The sequence below is a fragment of the Actinocrinis sp. genome (assembly GCF_035946395.1).
Classification (GTDB): Bacteria; Actinomycetota; Actinomycetes; order Streptomycetales; family Catenulisporaceae; genus Actinocrinis.
Genome location: NZ_DASYZI010000007.1, coordinates 34,067 through 56,829, shown reverse-complemented (window position 1 = coordinate 56,829; position 22,763 = coordinate 34,067). Strand labels below are relative to the sequence as shown.

Here is a 22,763-nt window from a genome sequence, read left to right as displayed (position 1 = left end):
CGCCAGCAGGTCCTTGTGGGGCGGCCTCCACGTGTTCGGTGGCCTTGGGGAACTTCGTTGTGGTACTTCAACTTCACCCGGCGCTCGTCGGCCTGGCCGTACTCGGGCCCGCACAAAGTCGGCCTCGGCGCCCATCAGCTGCCTGGCGAACAGCGTCACCATCTGTGCAGCGTGTCGGGACTCACTGAGGCGACGTTCTCGTCCAGGACGGCAGGGAACGGCACACCATCTACAGAGTCATCGCGCTGGTTTCTCCTTCAGGCTTGGTTGTCTTGAAGGATCGGCCGGTGGCTGCTCGCATCCGGGAACCACGCTCGTCACACGGTATGACTTCACTTCTCCGTGAGGATCAGCCGTATAACACTTCCCTGGGGTGGCCGGGACTACTGCTCTTCCTGGGAAGCTCGGTTTCGGTTGCTCTTTCCAGCCAGCGGCCCGGCTTTTAACGGCTGATCGTGGTGGCCTACCGCATTGTAAGCGGCCAGCCAGTCGGTGGCGCGGTAGTCGCCGCGCCGGGTGAATACTGCGACACCTCGCCGGCTGGTGGATCTGTTCGGGTACGCCGCTTCGGCGGAACCGTGCCGCAGAGGCGCCAGGCGCCATTGCGGGCCACTCCAAGTCACTGCGGATTCGGCCGGACCGGTCACCCAGGCGTGTGGCGGGTATTCGCTGAGGCGGCAGTCTGTGGTGCGCTCGCGCAGCAAGGCGGCGTAAGCCTGGTCGTCGAGCACGCAGCCAGTGGGGGCGCGTCCCGCGGGCCAGTCGGGGGACGTGTGCCCGCGTTCGAGAGCTGCCTGCCACAATCCCGGCAGATCGTGTTCGAGCCGGCTCTGGTCCGCCATCTGTTCAAGCATCCACAACAGGCGCCCCGCTCCTCTACGCGGCTCAAGCCTGCGCCATCGGATCCGTCGGCTCAAGTCAGCGGCCACGATCGCGCACCACGGATGTACCGTGCCGAGGTGGCCCTGGTTGCCCAGCCAGTGCAGAATTCTGGGGGCTTCTTCGAGGATGGGATACATCGCGGAGTACGGGATCTCGATCTCGGTCGGCTGCTGGCGATCCGCAGGGTCTTGCTCCGGGGCAGCGCAGACTAGGAGGCTCGCCTGGGCGAAGTCCCCCGGCGCGCCTCCCGGCGTGAGCGCTGACGGAGGGGTTGATCGCTCGCCCCCTGCTGCTGGAGGCGACAGGGTGAGCAGTTGCGCGACCACGGGTTTGATGGCATCGGCGGCCGTGGCTTGAGCGAGGCGGGGCACTGTCGTTGCCAGGGTTCGGATGAGAAGACGCTCGGCCTCTGCGGCGCTGTCGGGGAAAGGAAGATCTGCCAGCGCCTTGCGTAAGTCAGTGCCCGTCGCGGGCGCGACCATGAGACGCGAAGTCAGGCGGCCGAGTTCGGTCGCGGTGAACCGCCCTGCTGCATCCTCGGCTTGCTGAACCATTTCGGCTTCCAGGAGAAACCGCAGTGCTCTGCGCAGCGGGTCCGGGTGCCGGCTGCCTTGGTGGTGGGCGAGGGTTTGCAGCCACCACCGATCAGCCGCTGACTCCGATGTCACCCTGCCTTGCACGGCCTCACTCAGGAGTTGCTCTGGCAGGTTTGCCTGGATCTGGGAATCGACGGTATGACCGTCGATGAGCCTTCGCCTCCATATCGCGTGCTCGTGCTCGTCGACGATGAGAAAGGCCCAGCCGTCCTCCTCTCCCGTACCGGCCCGCCCTGAGCGGCCGAACATCTGTAGGACGGTGGCCGTATCGAGTTCGCCGAAGCCCACCTGCGTGTCGCGCACGATCACAGCGCGAGCCGGCAGGTTCACTCCGGCCGCCACGGTGGTCGTCGCTACCAGCACGTCCATCTGCCGAGCACGGAAGGCTTCCTCGGCCTCGGAACGGTGCTCCCAGTCCTTGTAGTGGAGCCCTACGCCCACATGACGGCACGTGAGGTAAACCTGGTCGACGTCGTCTGGATGCACGTCGCGGACATCGGCCCCGCGAGAAGCCGCGATGACTAGCGCGGTCAACCGGACGCTTCGCTTGTTCCCGCAGAACACGAGAACACTTCCCCCGTCGGCGGTCACGTCGGACGTCAGGGCTGCGGCCAGTCGGGCGCGCGAGGCTTCGGTGACGTTCCAGTCCTGATGTGCGGCGATCATCGGCAGTTGCCAGGTCAGGCGGCCGGGGCGCCAGGTGACGGTGACGAGGCGGGCGTGGAGCCAGGAAGCGATCTGCGCGCTGTTGGTCACCGTTGCGGAAAGGCCGATGAGCCTTGTCGGGATCTGCGGGTCACGCATCCTGGCCAGCAAGCCTTCCAGGACAGGGCCCCGAACCGTGTCGCCGAGGAGGTGCACCTCATCGACGATCAATGCGCCGACCTCGTCGAGGACCTCGCGCAGTGAGGTGGAACGACAGATGGACTCGAACTTCTCCGTGGTGGCCACCCACAGGTCCGCCGCCTTCAGCCGGGCGAGGTCGAGCCGATGTTCCCCCGAGAGCCGTTCGATACGCAGCCCGCGGCGTCGCCACAGGTCGAGGTCCCGGTCCAGTTCGTCGGTGAGCGACCGCTGTGGGACGAGCCAGGCGGCCTTGCGGCCCTGTTCCAGAATGGCCCGCAGCGCCGCGGCCATGCCGACCACTGTTTTGCCGGCCCCGGTCGGAGCAAGGACTATCACGTTCTCGTCATTGCCCAGGATCTCGGGTATCGCTTGGCGCTGGGCAGGGTTCAGCGACGGGTACGGAAAGTATCCGAACCACGGCTCCGGGACGACTTCGCTCAGCGGGGTGGTGGCCGGCTCGTCTGCTGCTGCTTGCGTGTCCCAGAGGGCCTCGAATGCAGCGCGAGCAGACCGTGCTGCTTCTCTTGAACTCCGGTTGTGCAATCGGACCCGCGGCCGGTTGAGGTGACATGCGTGCGATTCCACACGGACATCGTCGAAGTGCGATCCTGAGATCTCCTCGTCTTCCACCAGGTATCGAAGGCGACGCACAGCGACTCCGGCACTCTGTAGCTTGTCGGCGACGTGGTCGAGCATCCGGTCGTCGGCGACGAGTGCCCGCGCATCCGGCACTGCCGCGAAGCACGGTGGTTCCTGGTCGGGATCGCTGATTTTGACCCATTGGAATGACGCCTCCAGCACGGTGGTCAAGTATGCCGGTCAGCAGTTGCCGGCTTGCGACAGGAGAGCCTTCGCGGTTGGAGCGGTCCAGCGCGTGCTATCGATTGCCGATCCTCGATGACAATCCAGGGGGGGACTGAGGGGGAGCGAGGGGGAGTTAGGTGGCCCTGGGGGTATGAACATTGGATTTCATGCGGCTATGGATATCAGCGTTGTAGATGAGTCGATGTGTGTGCTGTTGCCTTGGTGGCGCTTGTGTGTGCTGAAAACCATGCACTGATGACCTGCTGGAAGTTATGGATAAACAGCGTTGCCCCGTCCGCTGTCGGGCAGCGAGCGGGGCAACGTGGTGCCTGTCGCGTCGTGCGCGACCGGTTACTGGATCAGTGTGGCTCGGTCACGAGATCTCGACGCCGTTGACTTGCGCGTTGTCCTTCACCGTGACGAACTGGATGACGATCTGACCGCTGCTGTTCGCGGTCGTGGTGAACTGCTCGTCGACCGCCTTGTACTCCGCGCCCGCGGTGGCCAGGATGTCGAAGTTGCTGAGCACCGTGTTTCCGTTGATCAGCACATTGAATACGCGGGAGCCCGCAGCGGTCCAGTACTCCTCCGCGAAGTCCAATCGCACGGTATGGCTCGATCCCGCGGTGTAGCCGGGAATCGTGTAGGTGAAGTTGCCGTAGCGGTTGCTCTGGTAGACGGCCATCGGCGCCGGGTTCGTGACGCCGCTCACGTCGATCGTGTTACCGACGACAGCCGTCGCGCCGCCGTTGAAGTCTTCGTCGGCGACGAAGGGGGAGACAGCCGGACCGCCCGAGTTGATCTGGAGCGTCGCGGGCGGCGGGGGCGGCGGGGACGACGACGCTGAGGCCGACGGCGACGATGACGGCGATGGTGACGCCGAACTCGTCGACGGGTTGATCTCGATCCCGTTGACCTGCGCGTTGTCCTTGACCGTGTTGAACTGGACGGTGACTCTGCCGTTGCTGTTCGACGGTATGTTGAACTCTTCCACGACCGCCTTGTTCTGCGCGCCCGCGGTGCCCAGGATGTCGAAGTTGCTGAGCACCTGGCTTCCGTTGATCACCACGTTGAACACGCGCGAGCCCTTGGTCGTCCAGTACGACTCCGCGAAGTGCAGCCGCACCGTGTAACTTCCGCTCGTCGGCAGCCCGCCCACGCCGTAGCTGAAGGTGCCGAAGCGGTTGTGCTGGTAGACGGACATCGGCGCCGGGTTGGTCACACCGCTCAGGTCGATCGTGCTACCGGTGGCCGACGTCCCCCCGCCGGAGAAGTCCTGGTCGGCGACGAACGGAGCCGCCGCCGGACCGCCTGCGCTGATCTTGATGCCGTTCGGCAGCGGTGGCGGCGGCGCGGTGTTGAGCAGGCCGAAGATGGCCAGGCTCGACGAGAGCCCGACGAAGACCTGACCGTTCGTCACCATCACCGACGAGAACTTCACGTATCCCGAGATGCCGTCCCTGGCATTGTTCTGACCGCTGTTGTACAGCTCCGTCCCGAGGTTGTTGGCGTCATACGCGCGCAGCACCGAGTCGCCGCCCTCGATCCACGCGATGCCGGTGCCGGACGCGGTCCCGTTGCTCGAAACCACCACGTCGCCGCCGGTGCCGCCGAACGACTCGGGCGTCTTGGAGGTCTGAGCCGTCGACAGCTTGCCGCCGCTGAACGAGTAGGCCACGGTCGGCCCGCCCGACTCAGAGAAGTACACATACTGCCCGTTCGGGCCGCTGTAGAACCCCGGCGTGCTGAACAGCGATCCGACGCTTCCGACCGGCAGTTCCTGGACGATCTTGTCGACGTCCGTGCGGTTGTAGTCGGTGCCGCCGTTGCAGACGAGGTTGGGATCCGCCGTGAATCCGCCCATGCTCGTGGTGCTCACCACGAAGGGCCGTCCCTCCTTGCCCGCGTCGATCACCTCGTTCGCCGACGGGATCACCAGCGGGCCGCCGGAGCCGAGGTCGTTGTCCCCGCCGCACTTCGCGATGAACGGCGCGAAGTAGTCCTGCCGCTGGAGCGAGGCGTTCAGGCGCACGAAGCTCTGGCCCATGTCGGCGCCGCCGGTGTCGGCGTCGAACGTGCCGTTCCCGCTGACGTAGTAGAGGTTGCCGCTCGTGTCGGCGGACAGCGCGGCGCCGCCGCCCCAGAGGCCGGCCTGGCTGCCGTTCGCGGTGTCGTTGTAGAGGTTCGCCACCGAGAACGCGTTGTTCGCGTAGTTGTAGCCGAAGATCCAGCCGTGGTAGTTGCCGATGTCGCAGAACGAGGTGAAGGAGACGTAGAGGTGGCCGTTCGCGAGCAGGAGCGCGGAGCGCTGCCGTTCGATGCTGGGGTCGAAGGTGAGGTTCCCGCCGGAGCTGCCGGCGCCCGTTCCCGGCACCGAACCCTGGATGACGATGGCCGGCCACTTGTCGGCGCCCGTCGTGATGTCGAGGGCGTGCAGGCGGTAGACCTCCTTGCCGCCCTCCTGGTCGTATGCGACGACGAACATCGTGTTCGTGGTCGGGTCGATGACCGGAGTGCTGGTGATGCCGATGATCGGCTGCATGTCACCGCAGGCCTGGAAGCTGCTCGGCACCGCTTGCGCGCCGGCCGGCAGCAGGCTTACTTTCCACAGCGGTGCCGGGGGAGTGGTGGTGAACGCGTCGGCGTCGAACGCGTAGACGCTGTCGTTCTCGGTGGCGGCGAACACGACGTTGTGGGTCGCGCCGCCGATGGTGAGGCTCGGCATGTAGAGCGGCTGTGCGTACATCTGGCCGTCCACCGGGTACGAAACCCGCTTGCCGAATTGGTTCGAATTGACGTTCGACGTGTTGAGAACGGTCTCGTTGCTGTATTGCCCGCTCTGCTGGTTGTCGTTGCGGTGGGTGGTGACCGCGGTGCTGGCCGCGGCGTGAGCGGCCGGGGCCATGAAGTTCAACGCCACCAGCATTTCCACGACGAGCAGCATCGCGGTACCCACGGCCACGAGAACTGTCCGCCGCCGTTTCCGGGAGATCATGGGCAGGACAAGGCTACGCATCTGATGATTTGCCCTTTCGGAGAAATCGCGGCCGGGAGCACGCCGCGCTGGCAGGCTCCCGGCCGCGATGACGGGAGCCTGCCGTGCGTGCGGTTGCTATGTGTTTACGAACTCGTACTTGTGTTTCCCATGTATCTACGGCCCCTGTTACCAGCCCACCGCGACGACCATGTACTGCGGGTTGGTCACCGAGATGTCCGAGGACTGACCCGCGTAGTCGTCGTACGGGAAGCCGTACTCCAGACCGTTGATGGCGTTCTGGTGCCAGAACTGCGCGTAGTAGTTCGCCGGCGCGGCTTGGTAGAAGTTGCCCGGGACGGACTGCTGCGCGGACGGCAGCTGCGCGACGTGCCGGTTGAGCCCGGCGCACAACTGGGGGTTGGCCGCGAGCATGCCACCGCAGCCGAAGATCTGCGCGGTGCTGTCGCTCGTGTCGCCGTTCGCGGCCGCGTAGGCCTGGAAGTAGTTGGCGTAGGCGCCGCCGGTTTGGAAGGCCTTGTCGTTGCCCGGCGAGGGGATGCCATAGGGCGCGTTGTCGGTGGCCAGTTCCTTGAACTCGGTGGGCACGGAGTTCTGGAACCGGCTGAACGTCGCCGACCTGGTCTCCTGGAAGGTGGCGTAGTTCTCGCCGACCTGCTGGTTCGAGTTGTCGTGGCCGTGCAGCAGCAGGGCCAGCTTCAGGCCGAACCGGTCGACCCGGGTGGTGTCGACGTTGATGAAGGTCGTGCCGACGGTGAACTCGATGAAGTCGTAGTACTGGCCGTTCGGCGTGCCCAGGTAGAAGTACATCCGGCCGGAGGAGTTCGCGGGCATGTCGATGTACGGCTGCTGCGCGATCGACTTCGTCTGGCCGCCGAAGCTCCAGTAGACCTGGCTGTCAGGGTACTGGCCGTTGGTCTGGTTGACGATCGAGAGCTCCAGCACGTGGGTGGCCGCCGGGATCGCGGCCGTGTTGCCCCAGAACTGCGGCGGCGGTGCGCCGTTGTTGCCGCTGGTCACGGTCCAGCTGAAGGTGGCGCTGTTGGAGGCGCCGGTGGTGTCCGTCGCGGTGACCGTCACGGTCGAGGTGCCCGCCGTCGCCGGGGTCCCGGTGATCAGCCCGGAGGAGCTGATCGACAGCCCAGCCGGCAGCCCGGTGGCGCTGTAGGTCAGCGTCTGTCCGGACGCCGAGTCGGTGGCCTGGATCTGTAGGCTGACCGCGGTGCCGGCGGAGGTCGTCTGGTTGCCCGGGTTGGTCACCGTCACCGTGTTGCCGCTGGCGCCGGAGCCGTAGATCTGAAACTCCCACAGCGAGTAGCCGTATTGGGTGGCGCGGGCGGTGCCGTACATCCGCACGTAGCGGCCGCTGCCGGTGATGTTCAGCGTCTGGGTGCCGCCGGTGCCGGCCGTGGTCGAGTAGATCGAGGTCCACGTCGCCGCGTCGTTCGAGGTCTGGATCTGGAACGCCTTGCCGTAGGCGGTTTCCCAGTGCAGGACGACCTGGCAGATGGACTGCACCGAGCCGAGGTCCACCTGGATCCACTGGGGGTCGGAGAACTGCGAGGACCAGCGGGTGTTCAGGTTGCCGTCGAAGGCGTTGGCCGGCGGGAAGCTCGCGTTCTCCATCGAGGAGGCGCTCGCCGGGTGGTTCAGCGCGAGGTCCGTGGCCGTGTTGCAGGTGGCCGCCGCCGCGCTCGACGCGGCGAGCGGGGCCAGCAACAGCCCGGCGACGACGGCGAGGGCCGTCAGGAGGACAGTCAGGGGTCGACCACGCGGGTTGAGCGTGGCCGAGGCGTTGGGAGCTGAGGACACAGGTCTCTCCATTGCACGAGTGAACGGCGCCAAGCGCGCGCCACGAGTGAATCAATGGCCGTACACCAGTCGGGAGGGCACCCTGTGGTGGCTGATGTTGCGCCCATGTCGCTGCGGTGTCAATGCGCAAACGGTTCCGGAACCGATTGCGGCACCGGTTCCGGCGCGGACGCCGCAGCCCATGGCACCCGCCGAGGCAACGCCAGAGCACTGCTGGCCTGGAGCTGCGCCCGATCGAGAGCAGGTCTTGTTTTAAGACTTGACAAAACTGTGGGCCATCACTACCTTGCGTCAAGGCAGCCAGTCGGCCGGGGCACCGAAGCCTGCTACACAATGTCGTGGAGCTTCGATTCGATGAAAAGACGCTTGCGCTCGATACCCGCATCGCTTCGCCGTCTGCTGATCCTGACGTCGGTCGGCGCAGTGTGCGCAGCCGGCGTGACGGGTCTGACGCAGACCCCCGCCCTCGCGGCCGGATCACCGCCGCCCGCGCCCCTCAACCTCGGCATCAACGCCAACGCCGACTCTTCGCTCTCGCTGAGCTGGGACCAGACTCCCGGCGCGACGTCGTACCACGTCTACCGGGGTACGGCGGCGGGGGGCGAGGGCGCCACGCCGATCGCGACGACGACCACCAACAGCTACAACGACCTGCACCTGAGCAACACGCTGGACTACTTCTACGTGATCACCGCGATCAACTCCGGCGGCGAGTCGGCCAAGTCGGCCGAGGACTCGTCCAGGACTCCGCCGCCGATCGGGACCGGCGGGAACACCCCGGGCGTCGCCAACGGCAGCTCCCTGACCTTCTACGGCAAGGACGCGCTGCTCGGCGGCTTCGACTGGTTCCCGAACCTGAGCGGCTGGTTCCCGTCGCCGCTCGGCTCCTCGGGCGCGCTCTCACCGGGCGGGCAGGTCATTGACATGGCCTACGCGGCAGAGGGCACCATGACGTTCAACGACGTCGTCGTGCCGACCGCCGGGCTGTACACCGTGGACTGGCGCTACGCCTTCGCGCAGGGCCTCTTCCCGGGCGTCAACTTCCGGAACATGCAGGTCATCGTGAACGGCACGACGATCACCACCAACGAGCAGTTCCCGGTGACCGGCAGCTTCGACGTGTATCAGCACTCGGCGCTACAGGTGCACCTGAACGCGGGTAAGAACTCGATCACCTTGGGAGCCAAGGACGGTCACGGGATCTCCCGCGCCGACGAGCTGACCGTCACTCCGGCGTCGGCCTCCTCGCCGAGCGGGCCGACCAACCTCACCGCGACCGCCGGCACCGGAAGCGTCACGCTGAACTGGACCGCCGGCACCGGCCAGACGTCGTACAGCATCTACCGCAGCTCCACCATCTCCGACGGAGAGGCCACGACGCCGGTCGCGACCGTCAGCGGCACGACCACGACGTTCACCGACACCGGCCTGACGAACGGCAAGACGTACTTCTACTTCGTCGGCTCAAGCAACGCCACCGGCGTCTCGCCCGACTCGAACGAGATCTACACGACTCCGGGCGAGACCTTCTTCCCGGGTACGAACCTCGCCCTCAACGGCGACGCCTACGCCTCGTCGATCCAGGGCAACGGCACCCCGGCCTCGGCCGTGACCGACGGCTCGTTCAACAGCCGGTGGTCGAGCCTGTCCTCCGACCCGCAGTGGCTGATGGTCGACCTCGGGGCCACGCACACCGTCAAGCAGGTCGTCATCTACTGGGAAGCCGCGTACGCCAAGGCCTTCCAGCTTGAGATCTCGTCGGACGGAACCAACTGGACGACGATCTACTCGACCACGACAGGTACCGGGGGCACGCAGAGCATCCCCGTCACCGGCACGGGTCGGTTCATCGAGATGTACGGGACGGCCCGGGGAACCGGATACGGATACTCGATCTGGGAGCTCCAGGTATTCGGCTCCTGATGCACGCGTAGGAGCCTGACGGCGCGCAGGCTCCTGCATCCCACGCCGGCGGCCGGTCTTCGTACCGGTCGCCGGCGGCCGTCTGGGCTCATGTCCACGCCGACTGGCCGACTGGCTATGCAACGTTCTGCGACGTTCTAGTGCCCGCAGACAAGCTTGTGAGCGCGGCCGCCGCGACGAGGGACACGAGGGGCACGAGGGCCGTTGCGATGAATGAAGGCTTCGGCCGGCGCATGGCGAGACGCCCCGAAATCCTGTTTCCCGCGACTGCGCGGCCACGGCTCGGCGGCCCCGGAAAATCAGATTTCTGCGGTGTTACGGCGATGCGCTCGCCTGTGGCGCCGCCGCCCCGCGATCAGGACCGACGCCCCACGGAAGCTATCGCGTAGCCCTGCGATCACTTCATTGACTCGCCTATGAGCCGTCGCTACTGTCAACGAGACGGCCACTCTGGATCGGGCGCCAACGATCAGTTCATTGAGTCGCTGTCGGTCATTGTCCTCATCGTTGTCGCCGTGGTCATCGGGCACCGAAGAGTCCTACCACCGAGCGATCACGAGCCAGTGAGGGGGACGCTGTCGGCATGCGGAAAACAGAGTCCGGCGTATCAGGTGTCTTTCATGTTACCGATATATCAGGTGTCATAGAGGCATTGGCACGACGTGATCCGCGGGCTCCCGCGATCGTCGGGCGCGATTCCCTGGACCGCGCGGGACTGGATCTGCGCACGCGCCGGCTCGCCCGCCGGCTACAGGAGGAGGGGATCCGCGCCGACGACTTGGTCGGCCTCCTGCTGCCGCGGGGCTCTGCGCTGGCGGCCGCCGCGCTTGGCGTGTTGCGCAGTGGTGGTGCTTACCTGCCGCTCGACGTCGCGGCGACACCGTACCGCCTCGCGACGATGGCTGAACTCGTGGGGTTGCGGTGGATTGCGACCGCTGTGCACTTGCGTCCGCTGGCCGAGGTGATGCCGGGAGCGCGGATCGTCGAGGTCGACGCCGTGTGGAGCATGCTCGACAGTGCACAGAACTCCAGTTCGGGTGGCGCTCCAGACCTTGTGCCGCCGAGGGATCGTACGCATCCTGAAGACCTTGCCTACACGGTTTTCACCTCGGGCTCGACCGGAGAGCCGAAGCCCGTCGCCGTTCCACGCCGCGCCCTGTCCAATCACGTCGCCGCCATCTGCGCGCGGTACCAGTTGACCGAGAACGACAGAGTGCTGCAATTCGCGAACCCGGCGTTCGACGTGTTCGCCGAGGAACTGTTCCCCACGCTGGCGGTCGGCGCGAGCGTCGTCGTGGCGCCGGACGCGCTGCCGACCCCCGCAGAACTCGAACAGCACATCGCCGCGCACGGTGTGACCGTGGTGAACCTGCCGACCCCCTACTGGACGCAGTGGGTCCGCGACCTCGACGCTCGTCCCCGCGCGCTGCCGCCCTCGCTGCGGCTGGTGGTCATCGGGAGCGAGGCGGGATACGCCGACACGCTGGCCCGGTGGTGGGCGCACAGCCGGATCCCGCTGGTCAACGCCTACGGCCTGAGCGAGACCACGGTGACCGCCGCCACCGCGCGGTTCGGGCCGGGATCGGCCGCCGGGCCCGGCCCGCTGCCGATCGGGCACGTCATCGAGGGCGGCAGGGCCCACGTGCTCGACAGCCGGATGCGTCCGGTGCCCACCGGAGAGGTGGGCGAGCTCCACCTCGGCGGCCACCTGCTCGCGCGCGGCTACATCGGCCGCCCCGACCTCACCGCGGAGCGCTTCGTCCCCGACCCCGCGCGGCCGGGCGCGCGTCTCTATCGCACCGGAGACCTGGTGCGCGAGGGCGCAGGCGGACTTCAGTTCCTGGGCCGCGACGACGGCCAGGTGAAGATCCGCGGCCACCGGGTCGAGCCGCTTGAGGTCGCCGCCGCCCTGACCGGGCACCCCGACATCCTTCAGGCGCACGTGGAGGCCGAGCGGGAACAGGGCCAAGCCCGACTCGTCGCCTATGTGGTGCCTCGTGGCCGGCACCGCGTGCCGACGGGCTCCGCGATCCGGGCGCACCTGCGCGACCGCCTGCCCGACTATTCGATCCCCTCGGCCTTCGCCGTCCTCGACGCCCTGCCCTGCCTTCCCAACGGCAAGATCGACCGCACGGCGCTGCCTCCGATCGGACAGGTCCGGCTGGCCGGAGGCGACGACTACGTCGCCGCGCGCACCGACCTGGAACGCCGTCTCGCCGACCTGTGGCGCGACATGCTCGGCCTCGACAGGGTCGGCGTGACCGACGATCTGTTCGCGCTGGGCGGGCACTCCCTGACCGCGGTCCGGATCGCCGCGCAGATCCAGGCGGAGGAGCACGCGCACGTCACGCCGGTCGAGGTCATCTCGACGCCGACGGTCGAGCAGTTGGCCCGCCTGGTCACCGAACGTCGTGAGGCGCCGCCGCAGTCCGCCCTACCCGCTCTCACCGGCGCGCAACTGCTGCGTGCCCCGCTTTCGCGCCAGCAGGAACAGGTATGGCTGCACACGATGCTCGCTCCGGACAGCATCGCCTACCACGCCCAGACCACGATCCGCCTCGTCGGTCCCTTCGACCCGGACCTGTTCGACCGGGTCATCACCGAACTCGGCCGCCGCCACGCGATCCTGCGCACCACATACGGCCGCCGGGACGGGGCGCTCTGGCAGTTCGTCCACGACCCGGGTCCGGTGCGCGCGACCAGAATCGACCTGACACACCTGCCGGAAGCGCAGCGCGAACAGGCCACGGAGGAACTGGCCCAGCGCGAGCTGCGGCGGCCCTTCGACCTCGGCACGCTGCCACTGCTGCGATGGACCTCGATCCGTCTCACGCCGGAAGAGCACGAACTCGTCCTCGTCGAACACCACATGGTCCACGACGGCTGGTCCTTCGCGCTGCTGATGCGAGAACTCAAAGCCCTGTACAACGCTTACGCGCGCGGCGGGGACTCGCCGCTGGCCGAGCCCGCCGTCCAATATCAGGACTACGCGATATGGCAGCAGCGCGAGCTGGCCGCAGCCGCGAACGGCACGGCCGTGTTCGCCAGGCAGCTCGCGTACTGGCGCGAACAGCTCGACGGCATGCCGGCGCCCTTGGCGCTGCGCCCGGACCGGCCCCGCCCGACCGTCCAGACCTACCGGGGCCACACTCTCCGCATAGAGCTGCCGCCCCATCTGCCCGCCGCCGTGCGCGCGTTCTGTCGAACACAACGGCTCACGTTGTTCTCCGCGATGTACGCAGCCTTTGTCGCGCTGCTGCACCGGTACACCGGCGAACGCGACATATGCATTGGATCGGCATACGCCAACCGGCAGATCCCCGCATCGCAAGAAGTCGTCGGCATGTTCGTCAACGCAGTGGAACTTCGCTGCGCCGTGGCGGCGCAACAGCCGTTCGCGGATCTGGCCCGGCGGGCGCAGGAAGTCGTCTTCGCGGCGTCGCAGAACCAGGAGATCCCGTTCGTCGAACTCGTACGCGCCCTCAACCCGCAGCGCGACGCCGCCGTCCAGCCGATGGCGCAGATCCTCTTCAGCGTCAACGACTCGCCCCTGCCCGACCTGGACCTGGGCGCGGCGACCGGCACCGTGTTCGAGCGCGGCAACGGCTCGGCCAAGACCGACCTCGACGTGGTCGTCATCCCCCGGGCCGAGAGTCAGACCGCTGACGCGGAGCACGTCGACGACCGGATCATGCTCCTGTGGGAATACAACGCCGATCTCTTCGACGAACACACGATGCGCCAGACGGCCTCACGCTACATGCGATTGCTTGAGGGCGCGGTGACGGCGCCGGCCACGGCCGTCGGCGATTTGCCGCTGGCGGACGAGTCGGGACCGCGCACACCGCACCCGCACTCCGCTGCGGTCCGGCCGTTCAGTGACGTCACCCGTGCGGTGCTGGACCAGGCCGCGGCAACTCCCGAGGCGATCGCCGTCGAGTCCGCGAACGGACCGCTGCACTACCGAGACCTCGTGGACCGGGCCGGCCGCCTCGCCTCGCGGCTGCGTGCCGAGGGCGTGGCGTCCGGGCAGTCCGTGGCCGTGTTGCTGCCGCGTGGTGCCGATCTGGTCGTCGCGGAACTGGGGGTGCTGATGGCCGGTGCGGCCTTCGTGCCGCTCGATCCGGCCACGCCCGCGGAACGGATCGCTCTGTGCTGTGCGGACGCCGGCGCACGCCACGCCGTCACGGACGCATCCCGGCGCGCCGCCCTGCCGCCGGGCATGACGGTCCTGGACATGTCAGGGCTCGAAAGCTCGGGGGCTGCGGGACCCCAGTCGCCCCCGCCGCACGAGTTCGATCCCGCATACGTCATCTACACCTCGGGCTCGACGGGCACGCCCAAGGGCGTCGTGATCCACCGAGCGGCACTGGCCAACCTCGTGGGTTGGCACCTTGAGGCTCTGGAGCTGACCGCCCGGGACCGCTGTGCCATGTTCGCCTCCCCGGCCTTCGACGTCTCCATCGGCGAGATCTGGCCCGCCCTCGCGGCGGGAGCGAGCCTGCACGTGCCCGATGAGGAGTCCAGGCTCGTGCCGACGAGGCTGCGCGACTGGCTCACCGGGCACCGCATCACCGTCGCCGACCTGCCCACCGCTCTCGTCGAATCGCTGCTCGCGCTGCCCGAGGCACCCGGATCGCTGCGCCTGCTGCTCACCGGCGGCGACCGGCTGACCGCCCGCGGTCGGCCCGACTGCCCGTACACCCTGGTCAATGCGTATGGCCCCACCGAATCCACGGTGACCGCGACCTGGTCCGTCGTGGGCGGGGGCGACTCACCGCCCGGAATCGGCCTGCCCATCCCCGGTGTGGCCGCGCACGTCTTGGACGACCGGCTGCACCCGGTGCCCTCCGGCATCGCCGGAGAGCTCTACCTCGGCGGCGTCGGTCTCGCGCTCGGATATCTGCACCGCCCCGACCTGACCGCCGCGTCCTTCATCCCCGACCCGTTCGGCGTCCGGGGGGAGCGGCTGTATCGCACCGGCGATCTCGTCCGCCGCGCGCCCGACGGCTCGCTGGAATTCCTCGGGCGTACCGACGCGCAGATCAAGTTGCGTGGCTACCGCATCGAGCCGGGCGAGATCGCCGCCACGCTGTGCCGGCTGCCGGGCGTTGCTCAGGCTCATGTCACGACGGCGCACGGGCCCGCGGGCGGGACGCAACTGGTCGCCTATCTCGTCGCGGCGCAGCCTGCCGGTCATGAGGGCGCTGTGGAATCGGCGAATGTGGAGTCGGCGAACTTGGAATCAGCGCAACTGCGCCGGAGCCTGGAGGCCACGCTGCCCGCGTACATGGTGCCCGCGGCCTATGTCTGGCTGGACGAGCTGCCGCTGTCGCGCAACGGCAAGGTCGACGCCGCCCGGCTGCCCGCGGCGCAACCGAGCAACCCAGGGCCCGGCGGCGCCGCCAAGAGCGACACGGAGCGCCGCCTGACCGAGATCTGGCGCGAGGTGCTGGGGCTCGATCGGGTCGGCACACAGGACAACTTCTTCGACCTCGGCGGCCACTCGCTGCTGCTCGGACGGGTCCACCAGCGCATCACCGAGGATCTGGGCGCCGACCTGCCCCTGGTCGAGCTTTTCCGGTACCCCACCATCGGCGCGCTGGCCCGGCGCCTGGACCACGGCCCCGGCCCGGCGCCGGAGGCCGTAGCTGGCCCGGCCGCGGCGAGCGCCCGGACGGAGGGCCGCGACCGGTTGAGCCGGCTGCGAGCACGCCGATGACCACGGCCATGAGCCCCGAGCCCGCAGACATCGATGCCCGGGTGGCCGTCGTCGGCATGGCCGTCCGGTTTCCCGGCGCGAGCACGCCCGCGGACTTCTGGCGCAACCTGATCGCCGGAGCGGAATCCATCACCCGCCTGCCGGTCGCCGAGGCGGCGTCCTATGTACCGGCCTGTGGGCTGCTCGACGATCCGGACTGCTTCGACGCGGCGCTCTTCGGCTATGCCCCGCGCGACGCGCTGATCATCGATCCCCAGCACCGTGTCTTCCTCGAATGCGTGTGGGAGGCGCTGGAACACGCGGGCTACGATCCGGCCCGGTACCCCGGAAAGGTCGGCGTCTACGCCGGCGGCAGCCAGACCGGATACGCCGAACTGCTGCGCGCCCGCCGGGACAGTCCGCTGCTCGCCGACGTCGACGACTTCGAACTTCGCCTCGGCAGCGGGATCGACTTCCTGACGACGCGCGCCTCCTACAAACTCGGGCTGCGCGGGCCCGCGGTCACCGTGCAGACCGCGTGCTCGACCTCGCTCGTCGCGATCCACCTGGCCGGGCAGGCGCTGCTCGCCGGCGAGTGCGACCTGGCCCTGGCCGGCGGCGTGACGGTACACGTGCCCGCCTACTTCGGCACGTTCTCGGAATCGGGCATCCTGTCCGCCGACGGGTACTGCCGGGCCTTCGACGCGGCCGCCGACGGGACCGTCGGCGGCGACGGCGCCGGCGTCGTGGCGCTGAAACGGCTCCCGGACGCGCTTGCCGACGGAGATTCCATCCACGCCGTGATCCTGGGCTCCGCGATCAACAACGACGGCGCCGACAAGATCGGGTACACCGCGCCGAGCGTGACCGGGCAGGCCGATGCCGTTTCCACCGCACTGCGCCTGGCCGGAGTCGGTTCCGAGACGATCGGCTACGTCGAGGCGCACGGGACCGGCACGCCTCTGGGCGACCCGATCGAGATCGCCGCTCTCGACGCCGCGTTCCGCGCCGCGCGCGGCGCCGGGCCCGGCCCGGACGCGGGTTGCCGGATCGGCTCGGTCAAGACCAACATCGGGCACACCGACGCGGCGGCCGGCGTCGCGGGGTTCATCAAAGCGGTGCTGGCCCTGGAACACCGGGCGCTGCCGCCGAGCCTGCACTTCGAGCGGCCGAACCCGAAAATCGGCTTCGCCTCGACGCCGTTCGAGGTCAACGACGTCCTGTGCGAATGGACCGGACCCACGCCGCTGCGGGCCGGAGTCAACTCGCTGGGGATCGGCGGCACCAACGCCCACGTCGTCCTCGAAGAGGCACCCGTCCCCGAACCGCCCCGGCGCACGCGCACCTGGCGGCTGGTGCCGCTCACCGCGCGCAGCCGCTCCGCGCTCGACGCCGTCGCCGCCGACCTGGCCGGCGAACTCGCGGCGGAACCGGGCACGCAGCTGGCCGATCTCGCGTGGACGCTCCAGATCGGGCGCCGTCACCGCGAGGTGCGCAGCTTCGTCGTCACCGACGACACCGGCTCGCTGGCCTCCGCGCTGGCCGACTGCGGTCGGCGTGTCACGACCGCGCGCCCGGAGCGCCGGCCGACGGCGTTCGTCTTCCCGGGCCAGGGCGGCCAGTACGTCGGCATGACCCGGCAGTTGTACGCCCACGAACCGGTGCTGCGCGCACACGTGGACGAATGCGCCCGCTTGTTCACCCCGGCGCTGGGCGCGGACCTTCGCAACCTGCTGTACGCCGAACCAGGTGACGCCCTCGCGGCCGAACGACTCCAGGCCATGACGCTGGCCCAAGCCTGTGTGTTCACCGTCGAATATGCGCTCGCGCGGCTATGGGAGCGCTGGGGCGTGGTGCCCGACGCCGTGGCCGGACACAGTCTGGGCGCGTACGCGGCGGCATGTGTCGCAGGGATCTTCGACCTGCCGGACGCGGTGGCCCTGGTCGCGGCCCGTGGCAGACTGCTCCAGGATCTGCCGCCGGGAGCCATGATCGCGGTGACGCTGCCGGAAGCCGAGGTGCGCGGCATCCTGGCCCCCGGCCTCTCGGTCGCCGCGGTCAACGGCCCCGACCAGTGCGTCGTCTCCGGTCCGCAGGATGCCGTGGCCAGGCTCGCCGAAAGCCTCGAACAGCACGGCGTCGAAGTCCGCAGGCTGCACATCACCGCCGCGGCGCACTCAGCTCTCGTCGACAGCGCCGTCCCCGCGTTCAACGACGCGGTCGCCGCGCTGCGGCTGAATCCGCCCACGCTGCCCGTCGTCTCGGACCACACCGGCACATGGCTGTCCGCGCACGAGGCCTGCGACCCCGCTTATTGGGCTGCCCACCTGCGCGGTACCGTGCGCTTCGGCGAGGCGCTCGGCACACTGCTCGCCGGAGGGGAGCGGCACGCCCTCGTCGAGGTCGGCCCCGGCGGAACCCTCGTCTCCCTGGCCCGCCGCCACCCCGCGTACGCCCGCACCGACCTGCTGCTGACCAGCCTGCCTCACGCCGCCGCCGACGAACCCGAGCACGCGCGCCTGCTCGACACCGCCGGGCAGATCTGGTCGAGCGGCCACGACCTGGACTGGGAAGCACTGAACGAGGGCGAGCGCCACCGTCGGGTACCGCTGCCGACCTACCCGTTCCAACGACTGCGCTTCCGCGTCGATCCGGATCCCACCGTGCCGGTCGCCATCGAGCCGGTCGCGCCGCGGGACGCCGATGACGAAGACGACGAATACACGCCGCCCCGCGGCGCGACCGAGCGGGCCGTGGCCGCCGCGTTCGAACGGGTCCTCGGTACCACACGGGTCGGCGCCCGGGACAGCTTCCTGGACCTCGGCGGCGACTCGCTGATCGCGGCCAGGCTGACGGCGTGGATCCGGGCCGAGTACGGCGTTGCGGCGACGGTACGCCAAGTCTTCAAGACACCCGTCGTCGAGGCGCTGGCGGCGCTGATCGAGACGCACGCCGCCGCCGGAACCCCGTCGGCGCCCGGCACCCTCCTGGAGACCGACGATGTTCGATGACGACGAGCGCCGCTTCACCGTGGTGCGCAACGACGAGGAGCAGTACTCGATCTGGCCCGAGGGGCTTGCCGTGCCCGGCGGGTGGACCGCGGTCGGCGTCGCTGGGACCAAGGCCGAGTGCCTGACCCACATCGCCGGGGTATGGACCGACCTGCGCCCGGCCAGCTCTCGCCGCGCTGCCGGGGAGCCGAACCGGTGAGTGGGACGTCCGACCGGCCGCGTGCGGCGGGACTGTGGCGGCACGGCGACTTCCTCAAGCTCTGGTCGGCCCAGACGGTCAGCCTGGTCGGCACCCAGGTCAGCGCGCTGGCCCTGCCGCTGACCGCCATCCTGAAGCTGAACGCGACGCCGTTCGAGGTCGGTCTGCTGGGCAGCCTGCAATACCTGCCCTTCCTGCTGGTGACGCTGCCCGCCGGGGCGATCGTCGACCGGCTGCGGCGTCGGCCCGTGCTCGTCGCGGCCGACCTGGCCAGGGCGCTGATCCTGCTCGGCGTGCCGGTCGCCGTGTGGCTCGGTCACCTGAGCATGGGGCTGCTTTACCCGGTCGCGTTCCTGGTCGGCATGCTCAGCGTCTTCTTCGACGTCGCCCACCAGTCCTACCTGCCGGCTCTCGTCGAGCCCGGCCAGCTGGTGGAAGGCAACACGAAGCTCCAACTGTCGTACTCCGGCGCCCAGCTGGCCGGGCCCGGCATCGGCGGAGTGCTCGTGCAGTTGCTGACCGCGCCGATCGCCATCCTGGCCGACGCTGCCAGTTACGTCGGTTCGGCTCTGCTGCTCGTCTCGATCCGCCGTCCGGAGCCGCGGGAGCCTCGCCCTGATGCGGGCGGGGGACTGCGAGCGGACCTGCGCGGTCTGGGGCAGGACATCCGGGAAGGCACGGCCTTCGTCTGGCGGCACGCCCTGATCCGTCCGCTGGCCCTGGCGACCGGCACCGCGAACTTCTTCTACTTGTTCGGCATGACAGGTGCGGTTCTGACGCTGTACGCGGTGCGCGTGCTCCATCTGTCTCCGGCCCAACTCGGGCTCGTGCTGGCGGTGGGCAACGTCGGCGCCATCCTGGGCTCGCTGGCCGCCGACAGGGTGCTGGAGCGGTGGCGGTTCGGCCTGGTGATGATCGTCTGTTCCGTCGTCTCCGCAGTGGCGATCTCGATGATGGCGCTGGCCACCCGCGGCACGGCCCTGCCGGTCCTGGCGGCCGCCGTGCTCGTCGGCGAGACGGGCATCGTCGTCTATGACATCGCGCAGATCAGCCTGCGCCAGGCGGCCACCCCGCCACGGCTGCTCGGGCGGATGAACGCCACCGTGCGCTTCGTGAACTGGGGTCCGATCCCGGTCGGCGCCCTGGTCGGCGGCGCGCTCGGCCAGACGATCGGCCTGCGCCCGACCCTGTGGGTGGCGGCTGCGGGCAGCGTGCTGCCCGCAGTCCCGCTGTTGCTTTCTCAGATACGCGGGCTGCGACGGCTGCCGGAGCCGGTGGAACCGCTGGAACCGTCGGCATCGGACACCGACGAATCACCGGTCGCTGAGACGGTCGAGCCGGACGGCCCGGCTGTTTCGGCGGTGAGCGGCGAACGACCGAGCCCGGCGACTGATCGGGGGGCCGGATGAACGACTGGCTGCTGCGGCGCACACGCCGTCCCGGCGCGGCGTACCGGCTCTACTGCTTCCCCTACGCGGGCGGGTCGCCAGGGGAATTCCTGCGCTGGGAAAGCCGCCTGCCGGAGGCCGAGATCTGGGGCGTGCTGCCGCCGGGCCGGGGCAGGCGGTACGCGGAGGAACCCTTCACCCGAGCGACCGAACTCGTCGAGACCCTGATCGCGGACGTATCGTTCCAGGCTCCGTTCATCCTGTTCGGGCACAGCCTCGGGGCACTGCTGGCCTACGAGACGGCTCGCGCCCTCCGGGCCGCGAGCCGGCCCGGTCCGCTCGCCCTCGTCGTCTCGGCGCACCGCCCGCCGCACCTGCCGCACGTCGACGAATTCGTTCACGATCTGCCGGAGGGCCGCTTCAGCGCCGAAATCGCCCGGCGTTACCCGGCGCCGCCGCCGGAGCTGTCGGAGGACCCCGAGTTCCTGGCCGGCTTCCACCGGATGCTCCGTGGCGATCTTGAGGTGTTCGAGACGTACCGGCACGTGCCGGGAGCGACGTTGACCTGCGACATCGCCGTGATCGGCGCTCTGGACGACCATTGGAGCGAGGATGAACTCGCCGGATGGTCCGCGCACACCTCGGCGGGCTGCCGGGTGACGATGGTGCCCGGCGGCCACCACTACCTGCCCGGCCAGCCTGACGGGGTGCTGAAGGTCATCGCAGAGCTCGGAGACGGAGTCGTGCGGTGATCGACCCGGCGCAGGCACCCGAAGGACTGATTGCCGAACTGGCCGCGGGGCGGGTGCGCTGGGACCTGGTCGGCGCCTTTCCGCGCGAGGACCCGGACGCGCTCGCGGCGGGGGACGCGGTGATCGAGAGGGTCTCGGCCGTGCTCGACTCAGTCCTCGAAGGGCAGGCCGCGGAAGACGGACGCGAGCCGCCGCGGGAGTTCTTCGAGGCCGCGCACCGCGAAGGACTTCTGCGACTTCAGCTCGACCCGGCGGACGGCGGCCTTGGCCTGCCCGACCACGCCGCGTTCCGGGTGGTCGTCGCCGCTATGGAGCGGTCCACCGCCCTGGGCTTCTCGCTTGCGGCGCACAACGGGATCGGCCTGCCCGCGCTGCTGGCGGTCGTGCCATCCGGTCCGTTGCGCGAGCTGATCGTGAAGCGGCTCGCGCAGGGTGCGGTGTCCGGTTGGGCCGACACCGAGCCATCCGGCGCGGGCAACACTTTCCCCGCCATGGTGGCCACGCCAGGGGGTGACGGCGGGTTCCGGCTGACCGGAGAGAAGGTGTTCATCGCCAACGGCACGGTCGCGGACGAGTTGATCGTCTCCGCTGCCGTCCCGCGGCCGCAGGGCGATCCGGACGCGTGCCTCTTCCTCGTCGACACTCGCAGCGAAGGCTTCCATGTGCTCAGTTCGCAGGAGGTGGCAGGGCTCAAGGGGCTTCCGCTCGGCGCGCTGCGTCTCGACGGCGTCGACGTGCCGGCCGAGCGGGTCATCGTCGGCCCGGGCGTGCACTGGCGGGACGCGGGAAACGGTCTGCTCGAAGCGGTCAGTTCGCGTGGCCGTACCTACCTGGTCTCGGGCGCCGCGCTCGCGATAGCCAGGCGCTGCGTCGAGATTCAGCGCGGCTTCGCCCGGCGGCGAGCCATCGACAGTCGGCCGTTGGCACAGTTTCCGGTGATCCGCGAACTGACCGCGCGCAGTCTGGCCGATCTGTATGCGCTGGAGACGGTCGTGCGCTGGGGGCTGCTCGGCGATTCGGCACTGACCGCGCGGCATCGGGAGCGGGCCGCGGCCAAGAACATCACCACCATCGCCTGCTGGCGCATCGTGGACCGAACGGTCTCGCTGCTTGGTGCTGAAGGCGTGGAGACCGCGGTGAGCAAACAGCGCCGCGCGGTTCCGGGGCCGCCGGTTGAGCAGCTCTTCCGCGACGCACGCGTGCTGCGGATCACTGGGGGCGTGGACTTTGCGGTCGACTTCTGGCTGGGGGAAGCGCTCATTGCCCGTGTCTCTAGGGAGGCCAGCAGCCGTACCGATGTCGACGAGGCGGAGGCACCGCGCGACGTGAGGCTGAGCGGCCCTAACGCCGAGCATCTCGACCACATCACCGCTCAATCGCGACGCCTGGCCCGGGTGGTGGGCAAGCTGGCTCAGGTCGGCCCGGGCGAGGCCACGTTCGACCGGCAGCCCGCCTTCGCCGCGGTCGGCGGGATCGCGGGAGAACTGCTCGCGATGACTCTCACCCTGGCTCGCGCCGCCGACGCCGGGAGCACGGCCGGCGGCCGGGAGCAACTGCTTGCCGACATCTTCTGCCGGGACGCTCGTCAACGTCTCGCACTGAAGTGGCCGGACGCCGAGGACGGCCGGGAATCGCCGGCACATCGTGACGTGAGCAATTGGTGGTTCAAGGCGGCCTGACGTTACGGAGCCGGCACGTCCGTTCGCTCCTTTGATTTGGTAACCTTTTGAGATAAATAGGCGTCGCTGTGCGTCTAACGGTGCCCACTATCGCGCCCGGGTCCGCAGCCTCTGGAAACGCCGTGACCGACAGCACGATAAACGGCGGCTAACCACGCTGTGGCGCGATGCGATA

The 22,763-nt window shown here is 68.9% G+C and carries 10 protein-coding genes; 7 read left to right on the top strand and 3 right to left on the bottom strand.

Annotated elements, in window-relative coordinates:
* Positions 1-383 precede the first annotated feature (383 nt).
* The 3 genes from VGS97_RS00775 to VGS97_RS00765 all read right to left on the bottom strand — a co-directional run bounded on the left by VGS97_RS00775 (position 384) and on the right by VGS97_RS00765 (position 7,935).
* Positions 384-3,125 carry a DEAD/DEAH box helicase gene (locus tag VGS97_RS00775; RefSeq protein WP_414641610.1) on the bottom strand — a complete coding sequence of 914 codons (2,742 nt, stop codon included), beginning with the start codon at positions 3,123-3,125 and terminating at the stop codon, positions 384-386.
* Positions 3,126-3,501: 376 nt separating this feature from the next.
* Positions 3,502-6,090 (bottom strand): malectin domain-containing carbohydrate-binding protein, encoded by a 2,589-nt coding sequence (locus VGS97_RS00770; RefSeq protein WP_326851174.1) that lies wholly within the window; start codon positions 6,088-6,090, stop codon positions 3,502-3,504.
* A 201-nt stretch (positions 6,091-6,291) separates the two neighbouring features.
* The gene (locus VGS97_RS00765; protein ID WP_326851173.1) at positions 6,292-7,935 is read right to left on the bottom strand and encodes a beta-1,3-glucanase family protein; all 1,644 of its coding nucleotides are present in this window, start codon (positions 7,933-7,935) and stop codon (positions 6,292-6,294) included.
* A gap of 354 nt (positions 7,936-8,289) precedes the next feature.
* Here VGS97_RS00765 and VGS97_RS00760 point away from each other — a divergent pair, with 354 nt between their 5' ends.
* The 7 genes from VGS97_RS00760 to VGS97_RS00730 all read left to right on the top strand — a co-directional run bounded on the left by VGS97_RS00760 (position 8,290) and on the right by VGS97_RS00730 (position 22,588).
* A complete protein-coding gene (locus VGS97_RS00760) occupies positions 8,290-9,858 on the top strand; it encodes a discoidin domain-containing protein (protein WP_326851172.1) in 1,569 nt (522 codons plus the stop codon).
* A 652-nt stretch (positions 9,859-10,510) separates the two neighbouring features.
* Positions 10,511-15,580, top strand: coding sequence for a non-ribosomal peptide synthetase (locus VGS97_RS00755; protein ID WP_326851171.1), 5,070 nt, complete (start codon positions 10,511-10,513; stop codon positions 15,578-15,580).
* Positions 15,577-18,570, top strand: a complete 2,994-nt coding sequence (locus VGS97_RS00750; protein WP_326851170.1) for a type I polyketide synthase — start codon at positions 15,577-15,579, stop codon at positions 18,568-18,570. The genes VGS97_RS00755 and VGS97_RS00750 overlap by 4 nt, the downstream gene beginning before the upstream one ends.
* Positions 18,560-18,769 carry an MbtH family protein gene (locus tag VGS97_RS00745; protein ID WP_326851169.1) on the top strand — a complete coding sequence of 70 codons (210 nt, stop codon included), beginning with the start codon at positions 18,560-18,562 and terminating at the stop codon, positions 18,767-18,769. The genes VGS97_RS00750 and VGS97_RS00745 overlap by 11 nt, the downstream gene beginning before the upstream one ends.
* Entirely contained in the window at positions 18,766-20,178 is a 1,413-nt protein-coding gene (locus VGS97_RS00740; RefSeq protein ID WP_326851168.1) for an MFS transporter, read from the top strand. Before VGS97_RS00745 ends, VGS97_RS00740 begins: the two co-directional genes overlap by 4 nt.
* Entirely contained in the window at positions 20,175-20,909 is a 735-nt protein-coding gene (locus tag VGS97_RS00735; RefSeq protein WP_326851167.1) for a thioesterase II family protein, read from the top strand. Before VGS97_RS00740 ends, VGS97_RS00735 begins: the two co-directional genes overlap by 4 nt.
* The gene (locus VGS97_RS00730; RefSeq protein WP_326851166.1) at positions 20,906-22,588 is read left to right on the top strand and encodes an acyl-CoA dehydrogenase family protein; all 1,683 of its coding nucleotides are present in this window, start codon (positions 20,906-20,908) and stop codon (positions 22,586-22,588) included. Before VGS97_RS00735 ends, VGS97_RS00730 begins: the two co-directional genes overlap by 4 nt.
* Positions 22,589-22,763 lie beyond the last annotated feature (175 nt).

What these genes read in the sequence shown, in the direction of transcription:
- VGS97_RS00760 (WP_326851172.1), top strand. Translation starts at nt 8,290, where the DNA reads ATGAAAAGACGCTTGCGCTCGATACCCGCATCGCTTCGCCGTCTGCTG.
- VGS97_RS00750 (WP_326851170.1), top strand. Translation starts at nt 15,577, where the DNA reads ATGACCACGGCCATGAGCCCCGAGCCCGCAGACATCGATGCCCGGGTG.
- VGS97_RS00745 (WP_326851169.1), top strand. Translation starts at nt 18,560, where the DNA reads ATGTTCGATGACGACGAGCGCCGCTTCACCGTGGTGCGCAACGACGAG.
- VGS97_RS00735 (WP_326851167.1), top strand. Translation starts at nt 20,175, where the DNA reads ATGAACGACTGGCTGCTGCGGCGCACACGCCGTCCCGGCGCGGCGTAC.